At 52.1% G+C, this 24,434-nt stretch carries 19 protein-coding genes; 8 read left to right on the top strand and 11 right to left on the bottom strand.

Features of this window, described 5'->3' with window-relative positions; all coding sequences use genetic code 11:
• Window positions 1-24: 24 nt before the first annotated feature.
• Window positions 25-1,119 (bottom strand): peptide chain release factor 2, encoded by a 1,095-nt coding sequence (gene prfB, locus ACFVYJ_RS05970; protein ID WP_419415830.1) that lies wholly within the window; start codon window positions 1,117-1,119, stop codon window positions 25-27.
• 151 nt (window positions 1,120-1,270) lie between these two features.
• Here prfB and nhaD point away from each other — a divergent pair, with 151 nt between their 5' ends.
• Entirely contained in the window at window positions 1,271-2,716 is a 1,446-nt protein-coding gene (gene nhaD, locus ACFVYJ_RS05965; RefSeq protein ID WP_419415831.1) for a sodium:proton antiporter NhaD, read from the top strand.
• Between the two features lie 5 nt (window positions 2,717-2,721).
• Here the strand turns inward: nhaD and fldB are convergent, their stop codons facing one another.
• Window positions 2,722-3,249 (bottom strand): flavodoxin FldB, encoded by a 528-nt coding sequence (gene fldB / locus ACFVYJ_RS05960; RefSeq protein ID WP_419415832.1) that lies wholly within the window; start codon window positions 3,247-3,249, stop codon window positions 2,722-2,724.
• A gap of 49 nt (window positions 3,250-3,298) precedes the next feature.
• Window positions 3,299-3,622 (bottom strand): phasin family protein, encoded by a 324-nt coding sequence (locus tag ACFVYJ_RS05955; protein ID WP_419415833.1) that lies wholly within the window; start codon window positions 3,620-3,622, stop codon window positions 3,299-3,301.
• A gap of 156 nt (window positions 3,623-3,778) precedes the next feature.
• On the opposite strand from ACFVYJ_RS05955, the gene gloA reads away from it, so the two are divergent.
• From gloA to ACFVYJ_RS05940, 3 genes are all read left to right on the top strand, one after another.
• Window positions 3,779-4,165 carry a lactoylglutathione lyase gene (gene gloA, locus ACFVYJ_RS05950; protein WP_419415842.1) on the top strand — a complete coding sequence of 129 codons (387 nt, stop codon included), beginning with the start codon at window positions 3,779-3,781 and terminating at the stop codon, window positions 4,163-4,165.
• Window positions 4,166-4,417: 252 nt separating this feature from the next.
• Window positions 4,418-5,221 (top strand): tetratricopeptide repeat protein, encoded by an 804-nt coding sequence (locus ACFVYJ_RS05945; RefSeq protein ID WP_419415834.1) that lies wholly within the window; start codon window positions 4,418-4,420, stop codon window positions 5,219-5,221.
• Window positions 5,222-5,456: 235 nt separating this feature from the next.
• Window positions 5,457-5,909, top strand: a complete 453-nt coding sequence (locus ACFVYJ_RS05940) for an RDD family protein (RefSeq protein WP_419415835.1) — start codon at window positions 5,457-5,459, stop codon at window positions 5,907-5,909.
• Window positions 5,910-5,911: 2 nt separating this feature from the next.
• Here ACFVYJ_RS05940 and lptG read toward each other — a convergent pair whose 3' ends face one another.
• Both lptG and lptF read right to left on the bottom strand, forming a co-directional pair.
• Entirely contained in the window at window positions 5,912-6,991 is a 1,080-nt protein-coding gene (gene lptG / locus ACFVYJ_RS05935; protein WP_419415836.1) for an LPS export ABC transporter permease LptG, read from the bottom strand.
• Window positions 6,988-8,103 (bottom strand): LPS export ABC transporter permease LptF, encoded by a 1,116-nt coding sequence (gene lptF, locus ACFVYJ_RS05930; protein WP_419415837.1) that lies wholly within the window; start codon window positions 8,101-8,103, stop codon window positions 6,988-6,990. The genes lptG and lptF overlap by 4 nt, the downstream gene beginning before the upstream one ends.
• Before the next feature lie 130 nt (window positions 8,104-8,233).
• Between lptF and ACFVYJ_RS05925 the strand changes: the two genes are divergently transcribed.
• Both ACFVYJ_RS05925 and ACFVYJ_RS05920 read left to right on the top strand, forming a co-directional pair.
• Window positions 8,234-9,727, top strand: coding sequence for a leucyl aminopeptidase (locus ACFVYJ_RS05925; RefSeq protein ID WP_419415838.1), 1,494 nt, complete (start codon window positions 8,234-8,236; stop codon window positions 9,725-9,727).
• A gap of 6 nt (window positions 9,728-9,733) precedes the next feature.
• Window positions 9,734-10,174, top strand: a complete 441-nt coding sequence (locus ACFVYJ_RS05920) for a DNA polymerase III subunit chi (protein ID WP_419415839.1) — start codon at window positions 9,734-9,736, stop codon at window positions 10,172-10,174.
• A 124-nt stretch (window positions 10,175-10,298) separates the two neighbouring features.
• On the opposite strand, the gene ACFVYJ_RS05915 is transcribed toward ACFVYJ_RS05920, so the two are convergent.
• On the bottom strand, window positions 10,299-11,402 hold the full coding sequence (locus ACFVYJ_RS05915) for a PrnB family protein (RefSeq protein WP_463255041.1): 1,104 nt from the start codon (window positions 11,400-11,402) through the stop codon (window positions 10,299-10,301).
• A 197-nt stretch (window positions 11,403-11,599) separates the two neighbouring features.
• Here ACFVYJ_RS05915 and ACFVYJ_RS05910 point away from each other — a divergent pair, with 197 nt between their 5' ends.
• Complete coding sequence (locus ACFVYJ_RS05910) at window positions 11,600-14,455, top strand: valine--tRNA ligase (RefSeq protein WP_419416161.1); 2,856 nt, start codon at window positions 11,600-11,602, stop codon at window positions 14,453-14,455.
• A 64-nt stretch (window positions 14,456-14,519) separates the two neighbouring features.
• Here ACFVYJ_RS05910 and ACFVYJ_RS05905 read toward each other — a convergent pair whose 3' ends face one another.
• The 3 genes from ACFVYJ_RS05905 to ACFVYJ_RS05895 form a co-directional block, all read right to left on the bottom strand.
• Complete coding sequence (locus ACFVYJ_RS05905) at window positions 14,520-17,681, bottom strand: efflux RND transporter permease subunit (protein WP_419416160.1); 3,162 nt, start codon at window positions 17,679-17,681, stop codon at window positions 14,520-14,522.
• Between the two features lie 9 nt (window positions 17,682-17,690).
• On the bottom strand, window positions 17,691-18,764 hold the full coding sequence (locus ACFVYJ_RS05900; RefSeq protein WP_419416159.1) for an efflux RND transporter periplasmic adaptor subunit: 1,074 nt from the start codon (window positions 18,762-18,764) through the stop codon (window positions 17,691-17,693).
• A gap of 351 nt (window positions 18,765-19,115) precedes the next feature.
• Window positions 19,116-19,775, bottom strand: a complete 660-nt coding sequence (locus ACFVYJ_RS05895; protein WP_419414111.1) for a class I SAM-dependent methyltransferase — start codon at window positions 19,773-19,775, stop codon at window positions 19,116-19,118.
• 245 nt (window positions 19,776-20,020) lie between these two features.
• Between ACFVYJ_RS05895 and ACFVYJ_RS05890 the strand changes: the two genes are divergently transcribed.
• Entirely contained in the window at window positions 20,021-20,449 is a 429-nt protein-coding gene (locus ACFVYJ_RS05890; protein ID WP_419414110.1) for an ion channel, read from the top strand.
• Between the two features lie 354 nt (window positions 20,450-20,803).
• Here the strand turns inward: ACFVYJ_RS05890 and ACFVYJ_RS05885 are convergent, their stop codons facing one another.
• Complete coding sequence (locus tag ACFVYJ_RS05885; protein ID WP_419414109.1) at window positions 20,804-21,139, bottom strand: zinc ribbon domain-containing protein YjdM; 336 nt, start codon at window positions 21,137-21,139, stop codon at window positions 20,804-20,806.
• 649 nt (window positions 21,140-21,788) lie between these two features.
• On the bottom strand, window positions 21,789-24,179 hold the full coding sequence (locus ACFVYJ_RS05880) for an Ig-like domain-containing protein (protein WP_419414108.1): 2,391 nt from the start codon (window positions 24,177-24,179) through the stop codon (window positions 21,789-21,791).
• Window positions 24,180-24,434: the final 255 nt, after the last annotated feature.

Genomic DNA, 24,434 nt, shown 5'->3' with positions numbered 1-24,434 from the left:
AGTAGTCCGTGAATAATTCGTTACTTATAAACCAGCTTTCAGGCTGGCCTCGATAAACATGTCCAGGTCACCATCCAACACTTTATCGCAGTTGGAGGTTTGTACATTGGTACGCAGATCTTTAATGCGCTGATCATCCAGAACATAGGAACGGATCTGACTACCCCAACCAATATCGGCTTTGGAGTCTTCCAGTTCCTGTGCCTTTTCACTGCGTTTCAGCATCTCCAGCTCGTACAGTTTGGCACGCAACTGCTTCATACAGGTATCTTTGTTCTGATGCTGCGAACGCTGGCTCTGGGATTGCACCACGACACCCGATGGCTCGTGGGTGATACGCACCGCAGATTCAGTACGGTTAACGTGCTGACCACCTGCACCTGAGGCCCGGTAAACGTCAACACGCAGGTCGGCAGGGTTGATCTCAATTTCAATATTGTCATCGATCTCTGGGGATATAAACACCGAACAGAAAGACGTATGACGGCGGCCACCGGAATCAAATGGCGATTTGCGAACCAGGCGGTGCACACCGGTCTCAGTGCGTAACCAACCGAAGGCATACTCACCTTCAAAACGGATGGTCGCGGACTTGATACCGGCAACGTCACCAGCAGAAACTTCGATCAGCTCAGTTTTAAAACCACGGCTCTCACCCCAGCGCAGATACATGCGTAGCACCATATTGGCCCAGTCCTGCGCCTCAGTCCCGCCAGAACCGGACTGAATATCGAGGTAGGCATTATTGCCATCCACTTCACCGGAGAACATGCGGCGAAATTCCAGCTGCTGCAGCTTATCCATCAGGGAGGCAACATCATCCTCTACCACCGCAACGGTCTCTTCATCGCCCTCCTCCACCGCCATATCCAGCAGATCACCGGTATCCTGAACACCCGCGGTCAGCTCATCAATGGTTTCCACCACCGCTTCTAATGAGGCGCGTTCCTTACCTAACTGCTGGGCGTACTCTGGTTTTTCCCAAACTGCAGGGTCTTCCAGCTCACGGCTGACCTCTTCCAGCCGCTCTTTCTTACCCTCGTAATCCAGGAAACCACGCAACGCGCTGGTGCGTTCGGTAATTTCCTTCAGGCCATTCAGAATCGGGTTGATTTCCATGCTATGCGTCACTACCAGAGGTGATGAAAAAGGGGCGACATTTTAGCGAAAAAACGCCCTAAACACTACCGTCAAACCTTGACTGGCATTTCCTGGTCAACGACCCGTAGAATAGTCGGTACGCCCTGCCGCTAAGGATGCCTGCAGCCCTATGCCACAATTATGTTCTGTCGCTGGTTTTGTTCTCAGCCTGCTGTTTGCCCCCATGGTCAGTGCCACCGAACTGGATCTGAATTTCCAGAATTTCACAACCTCCGCCTATGGTGTGCTGGCACTGATGATCTTTGTGCTGGGTTATATCCTGGTATTGAGCGAAGAGTTCATTCATCTGCGCAAATCTAAACCCATTATGGTCGCCGCCGGCCTGATCTGGATTTTGGTGGGCATCGCCTATGCTAACAGTGGCGATACTGCGACCGCCGGACTCGCTGCACGGCAGAACATTCTGGAATACGCCGAACTGTTTTTATTCCTGCTGGCCGCCATGACCTTTATCACCACCATGGAGGAACGACTGGTATTCGCCTCCCTCAGAACCTGGTTGGTAACACAAGGCTACTCTTTACGCCAAATTTACTGGATTACCGGCCTGCTGGCATTTGTGATATCGCCAGTAGCGGACAACCTGTCCACCGCATTGCTGATGGGTGCGGTAGTCCTTGCTGTCGGCAATCACTACCGACGTTTTATCACCGTCAGTTGCATCAATATTGTGGTTGCGGCCAATGCTGGCGGCGCGTTCAGTCCGTTTGGCGACATTACCACGCTGATGGTATGGCAACGTAATCTAGTAGATATTGAACAGTTCTTGCTGTTAATGCCATCAGCCCTGGTCACCTGGCTGGTGCCCGCCTTGCTGATGAGTCTCACTATAGAAAAGCAGCCGCCCGCTGGCAGCGGAGAACACGAACCGATGAAAAAAGGCGGCATCGCTATCATCTTTCTGTTCCTGGGCACCATTGCCCTTAGTGTTAGCATCCACAGCAGCCTGCACTTGCCACCACTATTAGGCATGATGACCGGCCTCGGCGTACTAAAACTCTATGGCTACTACCTAAGCCATTACGAACCTATTGTCGGCGAACACGGGCATATTAGTCATCATCATGCAGAGATCATGAATACCCATCAGCCAAGTAAAGGTGACAATATCGAAGTGGTACGCCGGTTTAACATCTTTAAAGTGGTGGAGCGTTCCTCCTGGGATACGCTGATGTTTTTTTATGGAGTGGTGCTCTGTGTCGGCGGTTTAGCCAGCCTTGGTTATCTGGCGGTAATGGCACAATGGCTCTACATAGATCTGGGACCGGTGGCCGCCAATGTGCTGATTGGTATCATGTCGGCACTGATCGATAATATCCCGGTCATGTATGCCGTGATCAGTATGAATCCAATGATGTCCGAAAGTGACTGGCTGTTGGCCACCCTGACCATCGGCGTGGGCGGTTCACTGCTATCAATCGGCTCGGCTGCGGGTATCGCGTTGATGGGTCAGGCGCAAGGCACCTACACTTTTGCCAACCACCTGCGATGGAGCTGGGCCATCGCACTGGGCTATGGCGCAGGCGTTATCACGCACTTGCTGCTGTTCAGTTAAGTCAATCAGGCGGCAGGCAGGCCAAACTCAGCGACAACCTGCTCGCTCCAGAGTGTGACACGCTCTTCAGTCAGGTAGTTTTGACTATCTTCATCCAAAGCCAGCCCCACAAATTGCTTGCCGTCGGCCGTTAGTGCTTTTGACGCTTCAAAGTCATAGCCTTCAATTGGCCAGTAACCGACCAGCTGACCACCTTTTGCCTGAATGCAGTCGTGCAGTTTACCCATGGCATCCAGAAACCATTCGCCATAACCGATCTGATCGCCAAGACCAAACAAGGCACAATGCTTACCGGAGAAATTGGTAGTTTCCAGCTCCGACCAAAGATCTTCCCAGTCTTCCTGTATCTGCCCAAAATCCCAAGTAGGGATACCCATAATCAGATAGTCATATTCTGCAATTGCTTCAATACCATCAGTAGCAATATTCAACCGATGAACACGGTTAAACCCGATTTTTTCCGCAATTAGTTCAGCCACGCTTTCCGTATTGCCGGTAGTCGAACCATAAAGGAGTGCTATAGCATGCGTCATATTAGCGTTTCACTCCCAGGGGATAGATCATTCAGGTCATCAAATCTCATTATTTATTAAAAGCGTCAAAGGTAGATTGCGTAATAGTTTCAATTTCCGAACGCGCATCATGCAACACCTTCATATTACTTTCACTGGCTTCACGCAGGGTAACTTCCAGCTCTTTAGCGTAGACGCGCTGCAGATCAAGCAAATCCGTAGGTGATTCACAGCGCTGCATCTCGCGTGTTTGCTGAATGGTGGCCTCAATACATGACTTGGTGCACTCCATCTGCTGGCGAGTCAATTCCTCCAGCATACGGGTCTGAATATTTACCAGCTCTTTAAATGGAGCCATGGAATCTTCAATTTTTTTGTTTAAATCCTGGAACATTTCGCCACCGCTCCTGATCACATACATTACTAACAGGGTAAAGTGATTATCCATACAGACTGATGTAGTGTTTCAATACCAATAATCACATATAAAATTTCGGTTCTGTAGAAATAATACCAAAATCAAACAATAAGGGGATGAGTTAAAGTGCGTATGTTACATACTATGCTGCGGGTGACAGACCTAGAGCAGTCGATACACTTCTATTGCGATGTTATGGGGATGCAGTTACTGCGTCGTAAAGATTACCCCGAAGGTAAATTCACACTAGCCTTTATTGGTTATGGTGATGAAGCCAGTAACACCGTGCTGGAATTAACCCATAATTGGGACACGAATGAATATGACCTAGGCAATGCCTATGGCCATATCGCCATCGAAGTTGATGATGTCTACGCGGCCTGCGATAACATCAAAACCAAAGGCGGTAATATTGTTCGCGACGCCGGCCCAATGAAAGGCGGCAACAGCATTCTGGCGTTTGTAAAAGACCCAGATGGTTACATGGTTGAGCTGCTCAGCCCGGATCGTCAGGACTAAGCACCATGGCAGGCTCGTCCAGGAGCCTGCCTTCACACGCCTTTATTGACCTGAAACAACAAAATCTACTTTCCCAGACAGCGGTACTGGTTAAGCCCCTGACAAAGCCTTAGCATTAGCATCCTCTAATTAACAACATCAAGCCACTCTCCATAACTGTGCGTACCCCGTTGGGATGATCAACATTTGCGCACGAATCTGGTTATAATGTGCGGCTTCTGACCTTTTTTGCTCTGAGTACGGGTTATATCGATGAAAAAACAGCTAATTTACGCACTGGCACTGTCCTGCAGTCTGAGTTCAGGTATCGCCCTGGCAGCCAACCTGGCCAAAGGCATCCGCGCTTTCGAGCAACAGGATTACCCTACCGCACTCTCCGAACTGAAACCTCTTGCTCAGGATGGCGATGCTGATGCACTCAACATGCTGGGCCAGATGTATGAAAACGGCTGGGGTGTTGAAAAAGACGAGAAAGCCGCTAAGCGTTATTATCGCCGTGGTGCTTCGAAGGGCCATATGGACAGTGTAAACAGCCTGCGTGCGCTTAAAAACAAATCTTACATCGTCGAAATTGCCAAAGTACGTCCGGAAGCAGAAAGCGGCGTCGCGTCAGCCCAGAACCGCTTGGGTGAAATGTATGAGTTTGGCTACGGCACAGACCGCAACCCCGATCAGGCCTACAGCTGGTACCTACAAGCCGCCGAGCAGGGCTATGTCCCGGCGCAACACAACATCGGCCGCTGTTACAATTTCGGTACGGGTATCGAACAGAACTTTGCTGCGGCTGAAAGCTGGTACCGCAAAGCAGCAGAACAGGGTCATACCGATGCCATGTTCTTTCTCGGTACCCTGTACTCAAACTATCACGGCAGCCACTCCGAACAGGACAGTGATATTCAGGCATATGCTTGGATGCATAACGCGGCTCAGCTAGGTAACCAGACTGCTAAATCAATCGAGCGCCGACTGATTATGAAGCTGGACCCGCAGCAACAAGACGCGGCGGCAGCCTTGGCAGAAACCTATCGCCAGGAATATGTAGTGCCATACAAGTAAGTGCCATCTCTGGTATCCGGGGCCTCTAGTGCCCCGGCATCTTGCACAACCGTTGCCTTAAAACAAAATCAATATTACCTTAGCCGCCTAGCACAGGTCCTGCGGCTGACACTGAGCAGGTTATTACGCACCACCTCAGGCTCCCGCACGACCCACTCTGGCTAAAACCTGCATGTATTGGCAACCTGAAAATAACCAAGGACACCGATACGTTAAAACGGCTTAAGGACGCATTATGCAACGGGAATTCCCGGAAACTCATTCTGATATCAGTATCGCTTCACCCATTAAACGCCTGGTGTGCCTGATCTACGACGGCATGATTCTGGTTGCGCTCTGGATGGTGGTTGGCATGATTGGCGTATCGCTGAATGCTGGCGAAGCCGTCCAGGGACCGTTGTTCAAAGTGATACTCTTCGTTATCACTTATCTATTTCTCAGTTTCTTCTGGATTCGCTCAGGCCAGACATTGGGTATGCTGGCATGGCGACTCAGAGTACAGACACTGGCGGGCCAGCGCCTCAGCCCGATACAGACGGCAACCCGGTTTGTAACCGGCATATTTTCATTAAGCTGCTTCGGGTTGGGTTTTATCTGGATGTTTATTAATCGCGATAAACAAGCTTGGCATGACCTGGCATCCGGCAGTTGTGTTGTACAGTTACCGAAACAGAAAAAAGCCGACTGAGGTCAGTGGGCGCGTCGCAATAGCCAGGTACCGGCTGCCAGACAAATTAGAATAGGCAGCAAGACCGCCAGCAACGGCGCAATACCATACACGGCACTCGCAGGCTCAAGCAGGTCCCGACTGAGTTTAAACGTTAAGCCAACGATCACGCCGGTCATCAACCGTTGCCCCAACGTAACACTGCGCAATGGGCCAAACACAAATGACACCGCGATTAGTACCAGTGCCAGCACTTCCAGCGGCATTAATAACTTACCCCAATACGCCACGCGGTAATTTTCCGATGCGAGCCCCTGGGATAATAAATAATCGACATAACGGCTTAGCTGAGTCATCGACAGGGTATCCGGATCAACCGTCACCGCACTCAGCAATTCCGGGGTCAGTTGGCTTGGCCAGACTTCCACCGCCTGCACGTCAGTCTGCAACGCCGGTACTGATGCATCCATGGTATCCGGAAACAGCGTCGACTTAACACCTGTCAAATACCATTGCCCGTCACGATACTCGCCTTGCTTGGCATAACTGGCGCGCTTCAAACCCAGGTCTTGATTAAACTCATACCGGGTGACCCCTCGAATCCGTCCACCCGGAATCACCGCATTAATCTGGACAAAGGTCATTTGATCACGGTGCCAGACGCGACTGGCTTCACGCACCACTTCTGAGCCACTTAACTTCAGCTGACGGTAACTCTGAGCATGCTGCTCACTCTGGGGCACGGCCAGTTCTCCCAGCAACATCGTCGCCAGAATCAGCACCAACACCGGTTGGAAAACGGCAATAATGATGCGCCAGGTCGACAACCCAGCGGCACGCATAACGGTCAGTTCTGAGCTGGATGCCAACATACCCAGACCCAGCAAACAGCCAATCAGACTGGCCAGCGGCACAAAATCATAGATCCTCCGTGGCAATGTCATCAGCACATAATTTACGGCTGGCCAGAACGTATATTTACCTGCCAGATCGGTCAGCTCCTCAAGCGTGGCAAACAACAGATCCAGCCCAAGAATTACCAGCAAGGTTACACCAAAGGCTGCCAGTACTTGTTTGGCGATATAACGATCCAGTACAGTCACGACGAACCCTTCCTGAATGGCAAAGATGGCAACGCTACTTGGTCAAACAGATGTCGCCAGAACCGCCCAAACAACAGCATATTCAACGCTAGCAATATAAAACCAAAATGCACCAGCCAAAGCAGCAGTGACGGTGCATCGCCCTCAGCTACCTGGCTTTTAACATTGCTTAAAATAGCCAGGTAAACCAGATAGATCACGATAGAAGGCACCAGCCGGCCATAACGACCTTGTCTGGGATTCACCCGACTCAGGGGCACCGCCAGCATGGTCACCACCAGCGCCAGCACCGGCAGAGACAGACGCCAATGCAACTGAGCACGCTCTGCGGCTTTATCTGAGCCGAATAACCCCCCAGTAGGCAGTGCCTCAACCCGCGGGTACCGCAGAGTCTGGGTTTTATTCGGCAACAGGGTGCCATATTCAGCAAATCGCAGTTCCGTAAAGTCTCCCTGACCGGGAACGCCTTCATAGCGCCGCCCCTGCTCAAGCACCAGATAGCGTTCATTCAACTCCGGCACGACACGGGTTTGTCCGGCTTCTGCCAGCGTTATCTGCAAACGCTTATTCTGCGGGTTACGTTCAGCAGAAAACACCAGCCCTAAGCGACCGGTTTCGGACAAACTTTCGGTATACACCACCCGAGGTGAACGCGCCGGTTGCTGGAATCGCCCGGGCACCAGAGCATCCAATTCACCACGCTGTTTCTGCTGATCAAAGATCAAATTAGAGTGTAGGGCACCCAACGGTGCCAACCACAATGATAATACCGCCACGCACAGCGCGACCAGAACCGCGGGGCCCATCGCATAAGCCAGTAAACGGCGGTGACTCATGCCACAGGCTTCAAGCACAGTCATTTCACTTTCAAGATAGAGACGACCGTAGCCCAGCAGAAAACCTAAAAACAGGCCCAGCGGCAGGATCAGTTGTAAAAAATCAGGTAAGCGATAAACGATAATTTGCAACAGCACATCGGCATCCAGAGAACCACTTGCCACCTGCGCCAGATAGCTGACCAACCGACCACTCATGATAATCACCAGCAACACAGCAGTGACAGCCAGCATACTGAGTAATACTTCACGGGACAGATAGCGAAATACGATCAATGCGGAAACCTGTTACCTTGAATAAAATCGTTTATAGTAGTGAGTCTTTCCCAGCGGTCATGAAGCCAACCGTCTGAAACGTTGTGGCATTATCCTTGAAACCGCTTTTAATGTCTTGTCTGGAGTCAGCATGGATTTTGAGATTATCAACGGCGATATCGCCTCTCTGGAAACCGAATGTATCGTAGTTGCAGTTGCCCCTGAGGGTCAGCTTTCGCCATCTGCTGGCGCAGCAGACAGCGCCAGCAACGGCTACTTGCAGGAGATCCTGAGTGCGGGAGATATCAGCGGCAAAAATGCCCAGACGCTGCTGCTGCATAAAGTGCCTGGCCTGAAGGCACGCCGTATTTTGTTGCTCGGGATCGGTAAAGCGGAAGACCGCAACAACCGGTCGTTTCGTAAAGCGATCATCGCAGCAATGTCTGTGATCAAAAGCACAGGGATCAGCCAGGCAGTGTTTGCCCTTGATGACGCCCTGACCAACGACAGTGATGCCTATCGCCAACTTCGCCACCTGGTAGAGTGGAGTGGTCAGGAACTGTACCAATACGATGAAACCAAGAGCAAAAAAGCCGACCCGCTGAAGCTGGAAAAACTCAGCATTTTATGCGCCGAAGATGACACCGATCTGGCCGAGCAAGCTCTGCTGGATGGCACCGCCATTGTTAATGGCACCAGTCTGGCCCGTGACCTGGGCAACCTGCCGCCCAATATCTGTACCCCAACCTACCTGGCTGAGCAGGCACTTGAGCTGGACGATGAATTCGAAGCCCTCACTACCACCATCGTTGATGAAGAAGAGATGGCCGAGCTGGGTATGCACTGCCTGTTATCCGTCGGCAAAGGCAGTGAGCAGCCCTCTAAGTTGATTGTTATGCAGTACAACGGCGGGCCGGAAGATGACGCGCCCCATGTATTGGTTGGCAAAGGCATCACCTTCGACACCGGTGGTATCTCCCTGAAATCGGGGGACTCCATGGATGAAATGAAATATGACATGTGCGGTTCCGCCAGCGTGTTCGGTGCCATGACCGCTATCTGCGAGATGGCGCTACCGATCAATGTAGTGGGAATCGTCGCCGCCGCCGAAAACATGCCAAGCGGCAACGCCAGTAAACCGGGTGATATTGTTACCACCATGTCTGGTCAGACCGTTGAGATCCTCAATACCGATGCCGAAGGCCGCCTGGTATTGTGTGATGCCCTCACCTATGCCGGTCGTTTTAACCCCGCATCAGTGATCGATATCGCCACCCTGACCGGTGCCTGCATTGTGGCTTTGGGTCACCAGGCCAGCGGACTGTTAAGCAATGATGACCAACTGGCACAGTCACTATTGCAGGCCGGAGAACAATCTGCTGACCGAGCCTGGCAGCTACCTTTATGGGATGAGTTCCAGGAACAGCTCGACAGTAACTTTGCCGATATGCAGAATATTGGCGGCCGCCCTGGCGGTACCATCACTGCAGCCTGTTTCCTATCACGTTTCACCAAAGAATACCGCTGGGCGCACCTGGATATTGCCGGTGTTGCCTGGAATAGCGGCAAAAGCAAAGGCGCAACAGGTCGCTGCGTACCACTGCTGACACAATATCTGTTGAATCAATCAGCCACCGAGGAATAAATCCAGGTGACCAGTAAAGCTGATTTTTATCTGCTGCCAAATGACGACCCCGAAGACCGGGGTCGTTTCCTCTGCCGTTTACTGGAAAAGATCTGTGCGCTGGGCCACCAAGTGTATATCCATACGCCTGATCAGCGCGCGGCTCAGCAGCTGGACCAGCTGCTTTGGGAGTTCCGACCCGAAGCCTTTATTCCACACGGCCTGAGCAATGAACAACACAACTCTGCGGTGGAGATCGGCTGGGATCAACAGCGACCCTCACATCGGGATCTATTTATCAATCTGGATCAGGCCATAGTTGAAGACGCGATGGATTTTGACCGCATTGTCGAGATTGTGGTGCAGAGCCCGGAGATACTCAGTGCTACACGGGATAATTTCCGCGTGTATAAGTCACGTGGCATCAATGCGGAGATGCACGACCTACGCCACAACACGACCCGCTAAATTCGCCTACAGATGCCCCTCTCTTTGTGAACAGTTCGTGCTGCACTTTGCCAAGGCTAGCCTATCAAGTTTCCACGCTCCAGCTTTGCAGACCGCAGTCACATGCGGCCTTTTTTCATCTGTATCAGACCGCTATCTGAGGCGGTTGCAACTTGTATTGCCGAGTTTCATCAATCAGAAATTTCAGCCACCGCATATAAGGCGTGCCTCCCGTGCCTCTTTTATCATTCCCTCGCCGGGCAATATATTTCACCGCCCAGTGGTAATGCACCTCGCGAAACTGAGCCATCAGCTCCAGCACACCATCAAAGTATTCCGCCCTGGACAGCAACCTGATTTCGGGCATCTGCGCCACCTGCTGCAACAGCGCCCTGTGCTCTGCCGGCATATAGTGACGCATATCCTGCAGATGCTGGGTCAGCTTATTGGCCTGATGTGGAATTTTCATAAACGCCGTCAACAAAGGCATCACCGAACTCTGGGCACCGGTCTCACCGCGAAAGCTGATCGTTTTTTGCGTCACCCCTTCATACAACACATCAACAAACTGGCCGATGTAGGGCCGGAAGCGGGAAAAATACAACGCATCAGACATCTTCTCCGGTATCCGTTGTAAGACTCCAATGATCCGCTGCATAGCAGCGCTAATCTGCACCAGTGCGACATCCACGTTTACTGGCGTAATATCACCCTGCAAACCCAGAATGGCGTCGAGAATCTCCGCCGCCATTGCTTCTATTTCGACATGAACCAGAATAAACCAGTGTTCGTCATACAGATGCACAAAGTTCTGTACGGTATCGATATTACCCAGAGCAACCGGCTGACTATGGTCATATCGCTGCCAGTTATACAGGGCATATCCGTCATAGCTGAGAACTGGCGGTCGCTGCAGCAGGTGGGCAATCTGACACAAGGGTCGCGCCAGATTTACCGGCACCCGATGAACCGGTGGCTGGCCCACCTGGTTCACATATCCGGATACGATAAACCCCAACCGCAGGTAATACAGTCGCGCCTGGGGTAACAGATCAGGAGGGATATTCGCGTAAGGCCACTCTGGCACAGTTAACCGTTCCAGAAACTGGCGCGCATCTGCCTCCAGCAACAGACTGGGTAGCGCATGGCCCACCCTGTCCAGCAGATGCTGACCCTCACCCAACTGTTGTAGTTCAGTGGCAGGGTCCTTACAGGGCAGAAAGCCTCGACTGGCATAACAACCAAGCATAAAGCACCTCCTGGCAAGCAACACTTTCAACATCAGACAACCTGCACAGCAGTTCTATCCCCGAGGAACTGAGCTACTGACCACCCAGGCACTACTTTCCTCTCGCCGCAACCGGTATAATGCCGCGTTCATCCGGGCACCCCCGCAAAGGGCAGACCCCCAGAAATTCACACTGATTGCAGAAGAACCCGAGCGCCATGGACACCACTTACCAGCCGCAAGAGATCGAAAAATCCTGGTACAAGACCTGGGAAGACAACAACTACTTCGCCCCGTCTGGTGAAGGTGATTCCTACTGCATCATGATTCCGCCACCCAACGTCACCGGCAGCCTGCATATGGGCCATGCCTTCCAGCACACCATTATGGATGCACTAACCCGCTATAAGCGGATGCAGGGCAAGAACACCCTGTGGCAGGTAGGCACCGACCATGCCGGCATCGCCACCCAGATGGTGGTTGAACGTAAACTGGCGGTAGAAACCGAGCAGTCCCGCCATGATCTGGGCCGTGATGCCTTTATCGAAAAGATCTGGGAGTGGAAGGAGGAATCCGGCGGCACAATTACCCGCCAGATGCGTCGTCTCGGCAACTCGGTGGACTGGAACCATGAGCGTTTCACCATGGATTCCGGCTTCTACCACGCGGTGCAGGAAGTGTTTATCCGTCTATTTGACGAAGGCCTAATCTACCGAGGCAAGCGCCTGGTGAACTGGGACCCGAAACTGCACACTGCCATCTCTGATCTGGAAGTGGAGAACAAGCAGGTTAAAGGCAAGATGTGGTACCTGCGCTACCCGCTGGCCGATGGCGTAACAACCGCGGCCGGTGAAGATCACATTGTCGTGGGTACTACGCGGCCGGAAACCATGCTGGGTGATACCGGTGTCGCCGTAAATCCGGAAGATGAACGCTACCAGAGCCTGATCGGCAAGTTTATCGAACTGCCACTGGTCGGCCGCCGTATTCCCATCGTTGCTGACGAACACGCCGATATGGAAAAAGGTACCGGCTGCGTGAAAATCACCCCGGCGCACGACTTCAACGACTACGAAGTCGGCAAGCGTTGCGGTCTGCCCATGATCAACGTGCTGACCTTCAACGCCGATATCCGCGACGAAGCCCAGACGTTCAACACTGACGGTAGCGTCAACAACGATCTGAACGGCTACCTGCCGGAAAAATACCGTGGCATGGAGCGTTTTGCCGCTCGCCGTGAGATTGTGGCTGATCTAGAAGCCGCCGGTCTGCTGGTGAAGATCGACGAAAACGATATGACCATCCCTTACGGCGACCGTGGCGGTGTAGTCATCGAACCGATGCTGACCGACCAGTGGTTTGCCGATGCCAAAACGCTGGCCAAACCCGCCATCGATGCGGTGGAAAAGGGTGATATTAAATTCGTACCTAAACAATACGAGAATATGTATTTTGCCTGGATGCGCGATATTCAGGACTGGTGTATCTCCCGCCAGCTCTGGTGGGGGCACCGGATTCCGGCGTTCTACGATAACAACGGCAACGTCTATGTCGCCAACGACAAGGACGCCGCCCGCGCCAAATATGGTCTCAGCCCCGAACTGGAACTGCGCCAGGACGATGACGTACTGGATACCTGGTTCAGTTCCGCACTGTGGACCTTCGGCACCCTGGGCTGGCCGGAAGCCAACAACCGCCTGAGCACCTTCCACCCCACCGATGTGCTGGTCACCGGCTTCGACATCATCTTCTTCTGGGTGGCGCGCATGATCATGATGACCATGCACTTTATGAAGGATGAAGACGGCAAGCCACAGGTGCCCTTCCACACGGTGTACGTTACCGGCCTGATCCGTGACGAGAGCGGCGACAAAATGTCCAAGTCCAAGGGCAACGTGCTCGACCCGCTGGATATGATCGACGGCATCAGCCTGCCCGACCTGATGGACAAACGTACCGGCAACATGATGCAGCCACAGCTGGCGCAGAAGATTGGCAAACGCACCGAAAAAGAGTTCCCGGAAGGCATCTCCGCCCACGGTACTGACGCCCTGCGTTTCACCCTGGCAGCGCTGGCCTCTACAGGTCGCGATATCAACTGGGACATGAAGCGCCTGGAAGGCTACCGCAACTTCTGCAATAAACTATGGAACGCCGCCCGTTATGTGAAGATGAACACTGAAGGCGAAGACTGTGGTCAGGCCGGTGGTGATGTCAAACTGTCTCTGGCCGATCGCTGGATCATCAGTCGCTTGCAGAAAGTGGAAACCGAAGTCAGCAAACACTTCGACGAATACCGCTTTGATATGGCATCCAAGGCCCTATACGACTTTATCTGGAACGACTACTGCGCCTGGTATCTGGAACTGTCCAAACCGGTTCTGTGGGATGAAAATGCCAGCGCCGAAGCCAAACGCGGCACCCGTCGTACTCTGGTGCGCGTGCTGGAAGCCATCCTGCGCTTGAGCCACCCCATCATGCCGTACATCACCGAAGAGATCTGGCAGCAGATCAAGGGACTGGCCGGCAAGGAAGGCGACACCATCATGCTGCAGCCCTACCCGGTTGCCGATGACAGCAAGATCGACAGCGCCGCTGAAGCCGAAATCAAATGGCTGCAGGGCATAATCACCGGCGTGCGGAATATCCGCGGCGAGATGGGCATCTCCCCGGCCAAGGAACTGGACGTACTGTTCCAGAACGGCGGCGAACTGGATAAAACCCGTCTGGACGGCAACCGTACCTTCCTCAGCAAGCTGGCCTCCCTCAGCAGCATCACCTGGCTCGAAGCCAGTGACGAAGCGCCGATGTCCGCCACTCAACTGGTGGGCGATATGGAAGTGCTGGTACCCATGGCCGGCCTGATCGACAAAACCGCCGAACTGGCCCGCCTGCAGAAAGAACTGGATAAACTGCGCAAGGAAACCGGTCGGCTGAAAGGTAAACTGACCAACGACAAGTTCGTCAGCAATGCTCCAGCGGACGTAGTCGCCAAAGAGAAAGAAAAACTGGCGGATGCAGAAAAATCCCTGGCCAAACTACAAGAACAATACGGCAAGATTGAAGCGCTGTAATCACATAATGATTGATTGAAAAAGCCCGGCGATGCCGGGCTTTTTTTTGTGCCCAACCCCAGACTTAACCTGCCTTAGCAGCGGTGGTTTTATCGTTGGCAGATCTTGTTCGCCACGACAACACGGTAATCAGCAGGCTGGGCAGAAATGCCAGGGTTACCAGCATGGAACAGAGAATACCGACCAGCACCACAATCCCTACCCCCCGGTACAGCTCGGTACCCGCACCGGGCAGAAACACCAGAGGAGCCAGGCCGAAGACGGTGGTCGCGGTGGACATCAGAATGGGCCGTAAGCGGGTCGCCACGGCCTGGTTAACCGCCAGTCGGACCGACATTTTCTGATGCTGCAGGTTTCTGCGGGCCTGTTCAACGATCAGTATCGGATTGTTGACCACCGTACCCAGCAAAATCACAAATCCCAGCATGGTAATCATATCGAACGGCTGAATAATGCCCGGCAGACCGAACAGGTTCAGCACCGGACCGGCACTGTTTACCGCCACCAGCCCCACTACGCCACCGGCAATACCCAGCGGCACCGTAGCCAGAATTAACAGTGGATAGCCCCAGTGGCTGAAAATAGCCACCAGCAGGAGGTAAATCAGGATGACCGCAAGCACCATATTGCCGGACAGGGATTCCCGGGTAGCATCCAGCTGATCTGCGGCACCGGATATCCCCACTGAAACACCTTTGGCGACCTCACCTGCTGCCTGCATATCAGGCAGCATTTGGCCTCTGACCATCGCCACCGCAGTTTCCAATGCTATATCCCGTGGCGGAATAATCGACAAGGTCACGGTGCGACGTCCATCCACCCGGCGTAGTTGATCACTGTCCACGGTCTCAAGAATATCGGCCAGTGCATTCAACGGCAGCACCGTGCCTTGCGGCGTCATGATAGGCAGGGAAGCCAGTTGTGCCAGCGTCTGGTTCTGACCGGCACTACTGAAGATAAACATGTCGATTTTGTCATCATCCATAAAAAATTCATCGACATAGGCACCATCACTGAGCGCAGCGACCGTATAACCAAAGTCATCTGCAGTCATATCCACCTCTGCCAAACGATCCCAGTGCGGGCGCACCTCTATCAGAGGTTGATCCAGTGATAGCGCAGAGGGCTCAGACTCAATCTGTGGATTACCAAACAGCGCTTCGGCGCGACGCAGGGCATACTCTGCCGTGGAGTAAAGGCTTTCCTGATCCGGGCCGGCAATATCCAGGTTCACCGCTCGGGTGCCACCCTGATTACTGGCAATAATCGAGCCCCGGTGTGAAAACCCCCGCATGCCTGGGTACTGCCGGAACATGTCAGTCAGGGCATCCATCATAGGCTGAATATCCTGTTCACGCGTCGGCTCACTTAATACCCACACCCGACCCGGCGAGATCCGCTGAAAATAGTACTTCAAAGAGGGTATGACATGCTCCCCACGATCGAACTGCACAGGGTCAGCATGCAACGCCAATTCAAGGTGCTGCCGGATCTCATCAGCCACCAGTTTCATCTCTGACATGTTGTAACCCGGCGGCGCCGTCATGGCACTAAACGCCTTGGGTTCCTCACCTTCCGGCAGATACTCCGCTGGCGGCAGCAGATAAATCCCGGCACCCATGGTGAAACTGAAGATCAGCACGATACAACAGATACGTTTAAATGCACTGGCGTTAAGCCAACCGACCATCCGCAAGATTGGTCCAGGATGAGACAGGTCATCACCATGATCACGCTCATCACCAAACCCCACCCGCGCACAGGCAGCCGGCACTACAGCCACCGCAAACAACATTGAAGCCAGAATTGCCGTCGAAATCGCGATAGCAATATCCGAATAAAGCTGCCCTGCCTCTTCCTGCACGTAAAGTATCGGAGCAAACACCAACACGGTAGTCATACTGGAGGCCAATACGGCGGTCCAGACTTCACGCACCCCGGTAATGGCCGCTTCAATACGGTCCAACCCCCGCCGTCTGGCTTGCTCGATACTCTCCAGCACCACGATGGTGTTATCCACTGTCATACCAATGGCAAATGCCACACCTGCCAGAGAGATAACGTTGATGGTGCGATCAAATAAAAGCAGTCCTAAAAAGGCAGCGATGGTACAGATTGGCATGCCCATCAGACCAATCAGAGTCGCGCGACCCGAGCGGAGAAACAGAAACAATACGGCAGTCGCCAGACCCGCACCCAACAATAGGTTGCTGGCCACCTTCTCGACTGATGCCTGAACATAACGGACATCATCACCGATCAGGCTGATAGTCATGCCATTCGGTTCCAGCTGATCGCGGCGGATCTCATCCACCACCTGGAGCATCTCCTGTTTAATATCAATGACATTAGAGCCGGACTCCCGCTTCACCGCCATCGTCAGGGACGCTTCGTTATTTACAATCGAAATACCCCGAACCTCATAGTGGTCCAGGCGAATTTCTGCGACATCCTGTAATTTGATATCCGTATTATTACGATGCACCAGGGTCAGATTTTCCAGGCTGGCAATATCCGTAAAGCGGCCGGTAGTGCGGATAAAATAACGCCGTTTGCCATCATCCAGATCGCCAGCAGAGGTATCCTTATTGCGCTCGCGAATCGCATCCCGGACATCTGTAAGGGTCAGGCCCCGCTGTGCCAGCTTAGCCGGATCAATGATAATCTGGATCTGCCGTTCAGCTCCCCCACGCAAGCTGACTTCCGATACCCCAGTCACCCGCTCCATCCGGGGGCGCACGTCATCATCGATAAAGTCAGTTACCAGATCCATATCCAGTTGCAGCGGATTGCCCGGCAGCGGAGTGATGGAAAAATACATAAATGCATTTTCAGAGAAAGAGCTGCTATACAGACGGGGCTGATCAACATTTTCTGGATAGCTGGAGACCTGACTCAAGGCGTTTGAAACCTCAATCAGGGTCTCGTTAATATCCACACCGAACGGAAACTCCAGCTCGATACTGGCTTCACCGGTTTCCGCTTTTGACTCCATTCGGGTCAGGTTAGGCACACTACGCAAATAGCGTTCCTGTTCTATCAGGATCTCTTTTTCCACATCCTGGGGTGTTGCACCGGGCCATCCGGTAACCACACTCACCGTGCGCACATCGAGGTCAGGAATCATCTGTACCGGAATTTTAGTGGCCGCAGTCAACCCCAGCACTACAATGATCAGCACGATAACCGAGAGTAATTTTCCGTTTCGGATGGGTGCTTCAAGCATAATGATTCCCTAGGGTTTGACCGTAACTGGCTGTTCATCCCGCAGGGCTTCATTGCCGCGCACGACCACTTTAGCATCGGCGGCCAACCCTTCAATTATGCTAACCCCTGATAAGCTTTGCAGACCCACTTTCACCTGGCGGCGTTTGGCCACACCCTCCTCGACCACAAATACGCTATACCCACCATCCGGATGCAGCAGCAATGCGTCACGCGGAATCAGCAGCTTTTGCTTGGCCGCACCATTGATGCCAATCACAGCTGTAGCTGAAGTACCGGGGAGAAGCCTCAGTGCAGCGGAATCGACCAGAATACGGACCAAAAAAACCCTCGCCTGAGGGTCACTAACCGGCACGATCGCCGCGATTTTTCCGCTCAGTTGCCGTCCGGGATATAGGTCCGGCAGCACCGTGACCGAACTATTCTGCTGGATTGCTGTGAATTGCTCCTGAGGCACTTTGACATCGAGCCTAACCACATCCGTCGCCACCAACTCCAGTACGGCAGTTCCACGGTTAACCCACTCTCCTGCTTCGGTCATTTTTGCACTGATAACACCTGCAAAAGGAGCCGGCAGCGCATGCCGCCGCAGAGCTTCCAGCACACTTCTCTCTGCCGCCAGTGCCGCACCCAATGCTGCCTGAGCTAACGCCAGCGCAGCCTTACGGTTAGCCAATTCACTGGCCGATATGTAATTTTTCTGGCGCAGGCTTTCCGCTTCTTTCACCAGTCGATGCGCATCATCTCGAGCGGCCCGGGCTTCAGCGGTAGCCGCCTTTGCCTGCTCATGGGACTGTTGGGCAAGGGCTGTATCCAGTTCTAACAGTAACTCGCCCTGTGCTACCCGACTGCCGGCATCAACCAGGACTGCTGCCACAAGTCCATCAACCCGTGGTGATAACCGCGCATGTCTTTCCGCCGTTAGGGAACCTGAAAGACTAAGGTTTTCCGCAGTTTCAGTCTGCTGCGGTAAGGTGATACTCACAGGCACCGGATCATTCGCTTGGGCGAAGAGTGGCCACAGGCTCAGCAATACCGGCAGCACAAGAGACGATTTAATATGACGTTGAGGTCGTAACTCCATGGGCACGCTTTAATCTCATCCGTTGCAGTAAAAATCAGATAACACGATGTAATCTAGAAAGAGAATCAATTTCATTTAATGATGAATGAGCGGAATAGAAAAGGCCAGCTAGGGCATATTTACGTTTTTTTACATTGTTATTGTAAAAAAACGGCGTGAAACTGCGTACGATACGCTGCTAGCTAAAGATCACTGCGGGATCAATCCGCTTTATGCGTGCCAGAAGAATTTTATAAAAAGGCTCCAACAGAGACATGATTCGGCTGTATATTGAAATACGATATCAGCATCAGGCTCACCCGCCCGAAATAGCGCCACAACGAAAACCCGTGAATATTTTAAACTGAGAAATCAGGCTGTGCGCCAGAATCTTAGGATATCTCCTTTGAACACCTGCTCGAGGTACTCAGTGTCTTCTGGCTTAAAATACTGATGGGAATAACCCCACACTTCCAGTTGCTTACCCAGCTTGCTTTTGCGGCCACGGCCGGGATCGACCAAAATCACCTCACACTCTGGTTTGGCATGACGCTCGATAAAACTGGCCAGTAACTTTATATGCTGGTCTTCATACAACAAGTCACTCCCGATAATCAGATCAAATAACCCAAGTTCATCCTGCGGGTCAGCCCAGTCCACCCGCTCAAAGGCGATGGGGTCATCTCCATTCAACTGGGTATTACGCATTAAAAAGCGTTCCACTTCCGGGTGGTAATCAGTTGCAGTGATGTCATCATGGCGTTTATTCAGCATCAGGCTGGACAGCGCCATGCCACAACCGATTTCCAGAATCCGCTTGCCCTCAGTGTTGTAATCCGACATGTAGTGCGCCAACACCAGACTGGAGGGCCAAACCACGCCAAAAATCGGCCAGCTGGCAGATGAAATCCCCAATGCCTCGGCTTGGCCAGCCGGGTCATGGAACTGCTGATTATCACGCAGGGTGCAGAGATGGATGTCAGTCTTATCAAACTCGATGGTTTGATAGCGAACACGTGCGGAAGTCGTCATGTATACCCCAATAGTCAGTCAGCTATCGAAGATAAGTGACAAGTTTTTGATACCTTCAGATTAGTGACATTTATACCCGCACACAATCTTTCTTTGTCCATAACGCCCGGCTGCCAATACAATCAAGCCAGTAGCGACGTCGTTAAAAGCATAAAAATCAATACCATGACACGCATCACCTATCTTTGTACCAATCTGATGGTACACTTTTCTTACCAATCAAAAAGTCATGTGACGGTAGGCGAATGGTTTATATTTTTCTGCTCAATAGCCTAGTGGTGGCGATTACCGTCATTGTGCATTATGAATTTTTGTTTCGGGTCACGCTGCATATCCCCAAAATGAAAATTGCCCACCGTTACCGCATTGTATTTGGGGTGTTCAGTGCTCTGATTGCACATAGCATAGAGATCTGGATTTTCGGTCTGGTGTACTACGTCATGAACCGAATGGGCAGCTGGGGCAGCCTGACCGGCAACATTGATGGCAGCCTGATGGATTGTGCCTACTTTTCATTTACTGTGTTTACCACACTGGGGTTTGGCGATATCGAACCCATTGGTCATATCCGCTACCTGACCGGTGTCGAGTCACTCACCGGACTGGTATTGATCACCTGGACCGCCTCTTTCCTGTTCTTTGAGATGCAAAAGCACTGGACTACCCGAGAATAAGCCTGACACTTTGCTGTGCGCATAAAGCTGACGGGGCGCTGACGCTGTGCACTCATCCATTCACGCCCTTATGTCACAGTGGCTGAGGGTTAGCGCTGAGGTGCGAGCAGAACCGGATAGTCTGACAGTGCCAATGAAGAACACGAACAGGGATACAGTCTGATCGCCAGATTCAACTGTTCCTGAAGCACCTTACCAAGGCCAATTCAGTAACAAAAGTCCGGGTACTGAAGCGATTTACTGAGCAGGAAAACCCTATTGTTAATCGCTCCAACCCAAGCATGGCATCCGATATGTTACTGCCGGGAAAAACCCATTAAGCGCACACGACCATTAAGCATGACGGGCGCATTACTAGGCTTTTTTTACAAACTCGGATTTAAGTTTCATTGCGCCAATACCCTGGATCTTGCAGTCGATATTATGATCACCTGCCACCAGACGGATACTTTTCACCTTGGTACCCACTTTAACCACTGAGGAGGAGCCTTTTACTTTTAGGTCTTTGATCACTGTGACCGCATCACCATCGAACAGGCGGTTACCGTTGGCATCCATGACAACTGGTCCATCATCTGTTTCTGCTGACTGTTCATTCCACTCATGCGCGCATTCAGGGCACACAAACTGAATACCATCTTCATAAGTAAACTCGGAACCACAGGCAGGGCAAGGGGGTAACTGACTCATCTTCTATCTCCTGATATTGAAGGGCGCCATTATGCCAGAGCCAACCGGGAAAATTGCATAGACATATAAAAAATAGGGGAAAGTAACAGAGTGACCTCAGATTCAGGGCACCAACAGTTGATAACTGCCAGGCAGCAGCCGGTCTATTTCAGCCTCGAACAGGGCAAATAACGCTATGTCACGACCGGTTGCACCCGATTGGCAGCACTGTTCAATATAATAATACAAACACCTGGCTGCCTGAGCTGACAGGTTGCTGGAGATAGCGTTCAAACTATGAATTAATGCACCCGTCTGCTTAAAGTTTTGGTTTACCAGGTATGAACCCGTGGATGTTTTTTATACTCCGCGATAGAGCCTTATAGCAGCCTCAGAAATAACGGCTGGTTGGCCATCTGCCGTTTGCATCACTTCAGCAACATCAATTCCTGTTATCGCAACATAGGGTCATTTGCCCCCAAATAACAGAAGAGCCTATCGCTGTTTCAAACCAGGCATACCGTCAGACAGCTATATTCCGAGCATTTATAATGGCATATCAAACATCAAGACACGCTGATAAAAGCCGCACACAAACTTTTTCAGACAAAAAAAACCGACAACGAAAGCTGTCGGTTTTTTTGATCATCGTGGAGCAGCAATACTGAATTTAGCAGGCCGTTTTCCTGGGGTTACATTTGCCGCCCCCTTTACCGCCGCCACCGCTGCCGGTGTCATCACCACCAGAACCATCACGAGTGATACTGATATTGACTACGCCGGTCGCCGTACCGCCATTACCATCACTGATGGTATAACTAAAGGTGTCACCACCCCGTTTGTTACCACTGCTGTATTGCAACTGATCGCCAATCTGAACCACACTGCCCTTGCCACCCTGAGTAAAGCTGGTGATTTGCAGCAAGTCACCCACATCAGCATCGCTGTCATTGGCTAATACATCAATCAGCACACTGCTGTGCATGGCGACACTTGCGCTATCATCCGTGGCCACTGGAGCACTGTTCACAAACACCTGATGCACTGTAACGGTGACAGTAGCCATGTTGCTCTGGCCAAAGCCGTCACTCACCCGGTAAGTGAAGCTATCGTTACCGAAGAAACCGTTGGCTGGCGTGTAGATCAAGCTATTACCTGACTGAACTACACTGCCGTTGCTGCCCTGGCTAAATCCGGCAAGCGTCAGACTGTCATTATCAGCATCGCTGTCATTAGAGATCACCGGGATGCTGATACTGTTGTCTTGGTCAGTTTCAGCACTGTCATTACTCGCCACAGGCAACTGATTTGACACCGTGGTCGCACTGGCCATAACGGACCACTCCGTCTCGTTGCCGTATAAATCACGCGCCTGAACTGTGTAAGTATAGGTTGCGCCTGGTGTCAGCCCTTCCGCCACGAAACTAGGTGATGACTGCCAGCCGCTGAAGCTACAACCCACATCCCCGGCCGTACACTGGAACATATATTCCACCGTACCCGAGTCATCCGTTGCCGTTTGTGCCGTCATGCTGATACTGTCGCGACCACTTGCAACAGGCGGAATAGCCCAGCCTACCGGGTTGGGTGTTGGCGGATCGACATCTGTTACTTCAACCACAGGCTGCACTGTACCGGAAATAAAATACATCCCCTGGCTACCGTAATCAGAATATGGGGAGACCGCATTACCTACCCCCTGCACTGCCAAATAATAACGGCCAGCGGGAAGATTAAGATTCAGTTGAGCAAAGGTTTCATCTTCCGGGTCTGCTGCTGCCACAAAATTACCAAACTCATCATACAGCGTGGCTTCGATATCCAGGTTAGCGCCGCGACGGAAATCATCGTAAAAGGCTTCCCATGCCGGAATCACATTAAATGTCACACCCCCAGCAGCGGTATCAAACCAGAACAGGTCCATATCGGTGGATGTTTCAATCACCCCTTTATTCGCCGGGTCCAGGTTATCCGGATCTAATTCCGGGGTGGTGATATAAAGAATACCATTGGCATCAACCTGCAGTGCCGTCGCCGTCGCCATATCTTCAGTATGATCGTCCGGCCGTAAGCCCAGCTGTGAACTGATAATGGCAATGTCATCCTGAGCATTATTGGCATCGGGGTATTCCCCTTTGCTCCATTGAGTTACATGACTGTAGTAACCCACCCCCATGATGGCGCCCCATTTCACATATCCGGAGCCATGACCACTGTAATATCCGACCGTACTGGTGCCATCATGCCCCAGCCCCAGGTTATGACCGAATTCATGGCTGGCTGCTTCTGCCACATAATGGGCATAACCGCCGCCCAGGTTATTAAAGTAGACCAGTGCTGGCTGATAAGACGTGTAGTAAGATTCGCCCCAGACGCCAACATACGCCACACCACCCGCACCCTGCGCTGGCATCGCCTGACCAAGAGCATCAGTGTCGCGCGTCATCAGCAGATGGCCAATGGTCGGGCCAAAGCTACCCGGATCTTCAGTGGTTACATCAATATCAAAAGCGGCCATATCCTCAGCGACCCGATGCCAGATAGCTGCAATCGCGGCACGCTCACTTTCACTAAAATTGCTGGCATCCCCGTCAGTATCAAATGCCTGAGCATATAAAGTGCCGCCAGCACCATTCCATGCCGTACCACTGATGTCATGGCCATCAAAATCAAGAAAGACCACTTGGCTTGCGCCCGGGCGACTATGCAATTTGAATACCTGTTCTGGGGCAATAGCGGGTGCCGCAGCAGCAGATGCTTCTGCCGGCGCTTGGTCCGGTAGCTCAGTATCCGCATAGAATATTGCCCCCTCAGCATCTGCCTGAATGTAGGCATAATCGGCAACGGGAATATCAAACCGTTGCAACCACTCAAGCGCTCTTTGTTGAGCAGCCGGAGGCAGTTTTTCGATCTGACTTTTCAACCTGCCAGGAGGTAATTGACGCGTATCTCCGGCAAACCCCGCCGCAAACGGACCTGCACCGGCGGGCTGAGCATAAACCTGAGTTATACCGACACTGAGCGCGCAGAGCCCGGTAACAATAATTGCGGGGAATTTCATTGGTTTCTCCTATCTGACTGGCGGCCTGCCTTCAAACTGCAACTATAACAAAGGCAAACGCGCGAGCGCGCGTCCTGGTCACGGACTGCTGCACATCAGGTTTCTATACTCAACAATAAAAACCATACATTTAGCAGTATTATTACTACACAGATTAAAACAGCAAAACAAGCAGGTAAAGTATTATTTTATAATGGTATTTTTATACTAATTTTAACTTCATTTAGACACAATTTAACGCCATTGGTCAGCAGA

The organism is Pontibacter sp. JAM-7 (assembly GCF_048548695.2).
Lineage (GTDB): Bacteria > Pseudomonadota > Gammaproteobacteria > Pseudomonadales > Balneatricaceae > Neptuniibacter.
The sequence above is the reverse complement of the archived record's forward strand: the minus strand, read 5'-3'. Positions and strand labels throughout refer to the sequence as shown.

Excerpts from the sequence above, each read along its gene's own strand:
- prfB (WP_419415830.1), bottom strand. The coding sequence starts at position 1,119 with ATGGAAATCAACCCGATTCTGAATGGCCTGAAGGAAATTACCGAACGC.
- nhaD (WP_419415831.1), top strand. The coding sequence starts at position 1,271 with ATGCCACAATTATGTTCTGTCGCTGGTTTTGTTCTCAGCCTGCTGTTT.
- fldB (WP_419415832.1), bottom strand. The coding sequence starts at position 3,249 with ATGACGCATGCTATAGCACTCCTTTATGGTTCGACTACCGGCAATACG.
- ACFVYJ_RS05955 (WP_419415833.1), bottom strand. The coding sequence starts at position 3,622 with ATGTTCCAGGATTTAAACAAAAAAATTGAAGATTCCATGGCTCCATTT.
- gloA (WP_419415842.1), top strand. The coding sequence starts at position 3,779 with ATGTTACATACTATGCTGCGGGTGACAGACCTAGAGCAGTCGATACAC.
- ACFVYJ_RS05945 (WP_419415834.1), top strand. The coding sequence starts at position 4,418 with ATGAAAAAACAGCTAATTTACGCACTGGCACTGTCCTGCAGTCTGAGT.
- ACFVYJ_RS05940 (WP_419415835.1), top strand. The coding sequence starts at position 5,457 with ATGCAACGGGAATTCCCGGAAACTCATTCTGATATCAGTATCGCTTCA.
- ACFVYJ_RS05925 (WP_419415838.1), top strand. The coding sequence starts at position 8,234 with ATGGATTTTGAGATTATCAACGGCGATATCGCCTCTCTGGAAACCGAA.
- ACFVYJ_RS05915 (WP_463255041.1), bottom strand. The coding sequence starts at position 11,402 with ATGCTTGGTTGTTATGCCAGTCGAGGCTTTCTGCCCTGTAAGGACCCT.
- ACFVYJ_RS05910 (WP_419416161.1), top strand. The coding sequence starts at position 11,600 with ATGGACACCACTTACCAGCCGCAAGAGATCGAAAAATCCTGGTACAAG.
- ACFVYJ_RS05905 (WP_419416160.1), bottom strand. The coding sequence starts at position 17,681 with ATGCTTGAAGCACCCATCCGAAACGGAAAATTACTCTCGGTTATCGTG.
- ACFVYJ_RS05900 (WP_419416159.1), bottom strand. The coding sequence starts at position 18,764 with ATGGAGTTACGACCTCAACGTCATATTAAATCGTCTCTTGTGCTGCCG.
- ACFVYJ_RS05895 (WP_419414111.1), bottom strand. The coding sequence starts at position 19,775 with ATGACGACTTCCGCACGTGTTCGCTATCAAACCATCGAGTTTGATAAG.
- ACFVYJ_RS05890 (WP_419414110.1), top strand. The coding sequence starts at position 20,021 with ATGGTTTATATTTTTCTGCTCAATAGCCTAGTGGTGGCGATTACCGTC.
- ACFVYJ_RS05885 (WP_419414109.1), bottom strand. The coding sequence starts at position 21,139 with ATGAGTCAGTTACCCCCTTGCCCTGCCTGTGGTTCCGAGTTTACTTAT.
- ACFVYJ_RS05880 (WP_419414108.1), bottom strand. The coding sequence starts at position 24,179 with ATGAAATTCCCCGCAATTATTGTTACCGGGCTCTGCGCGCTCAGTGTC.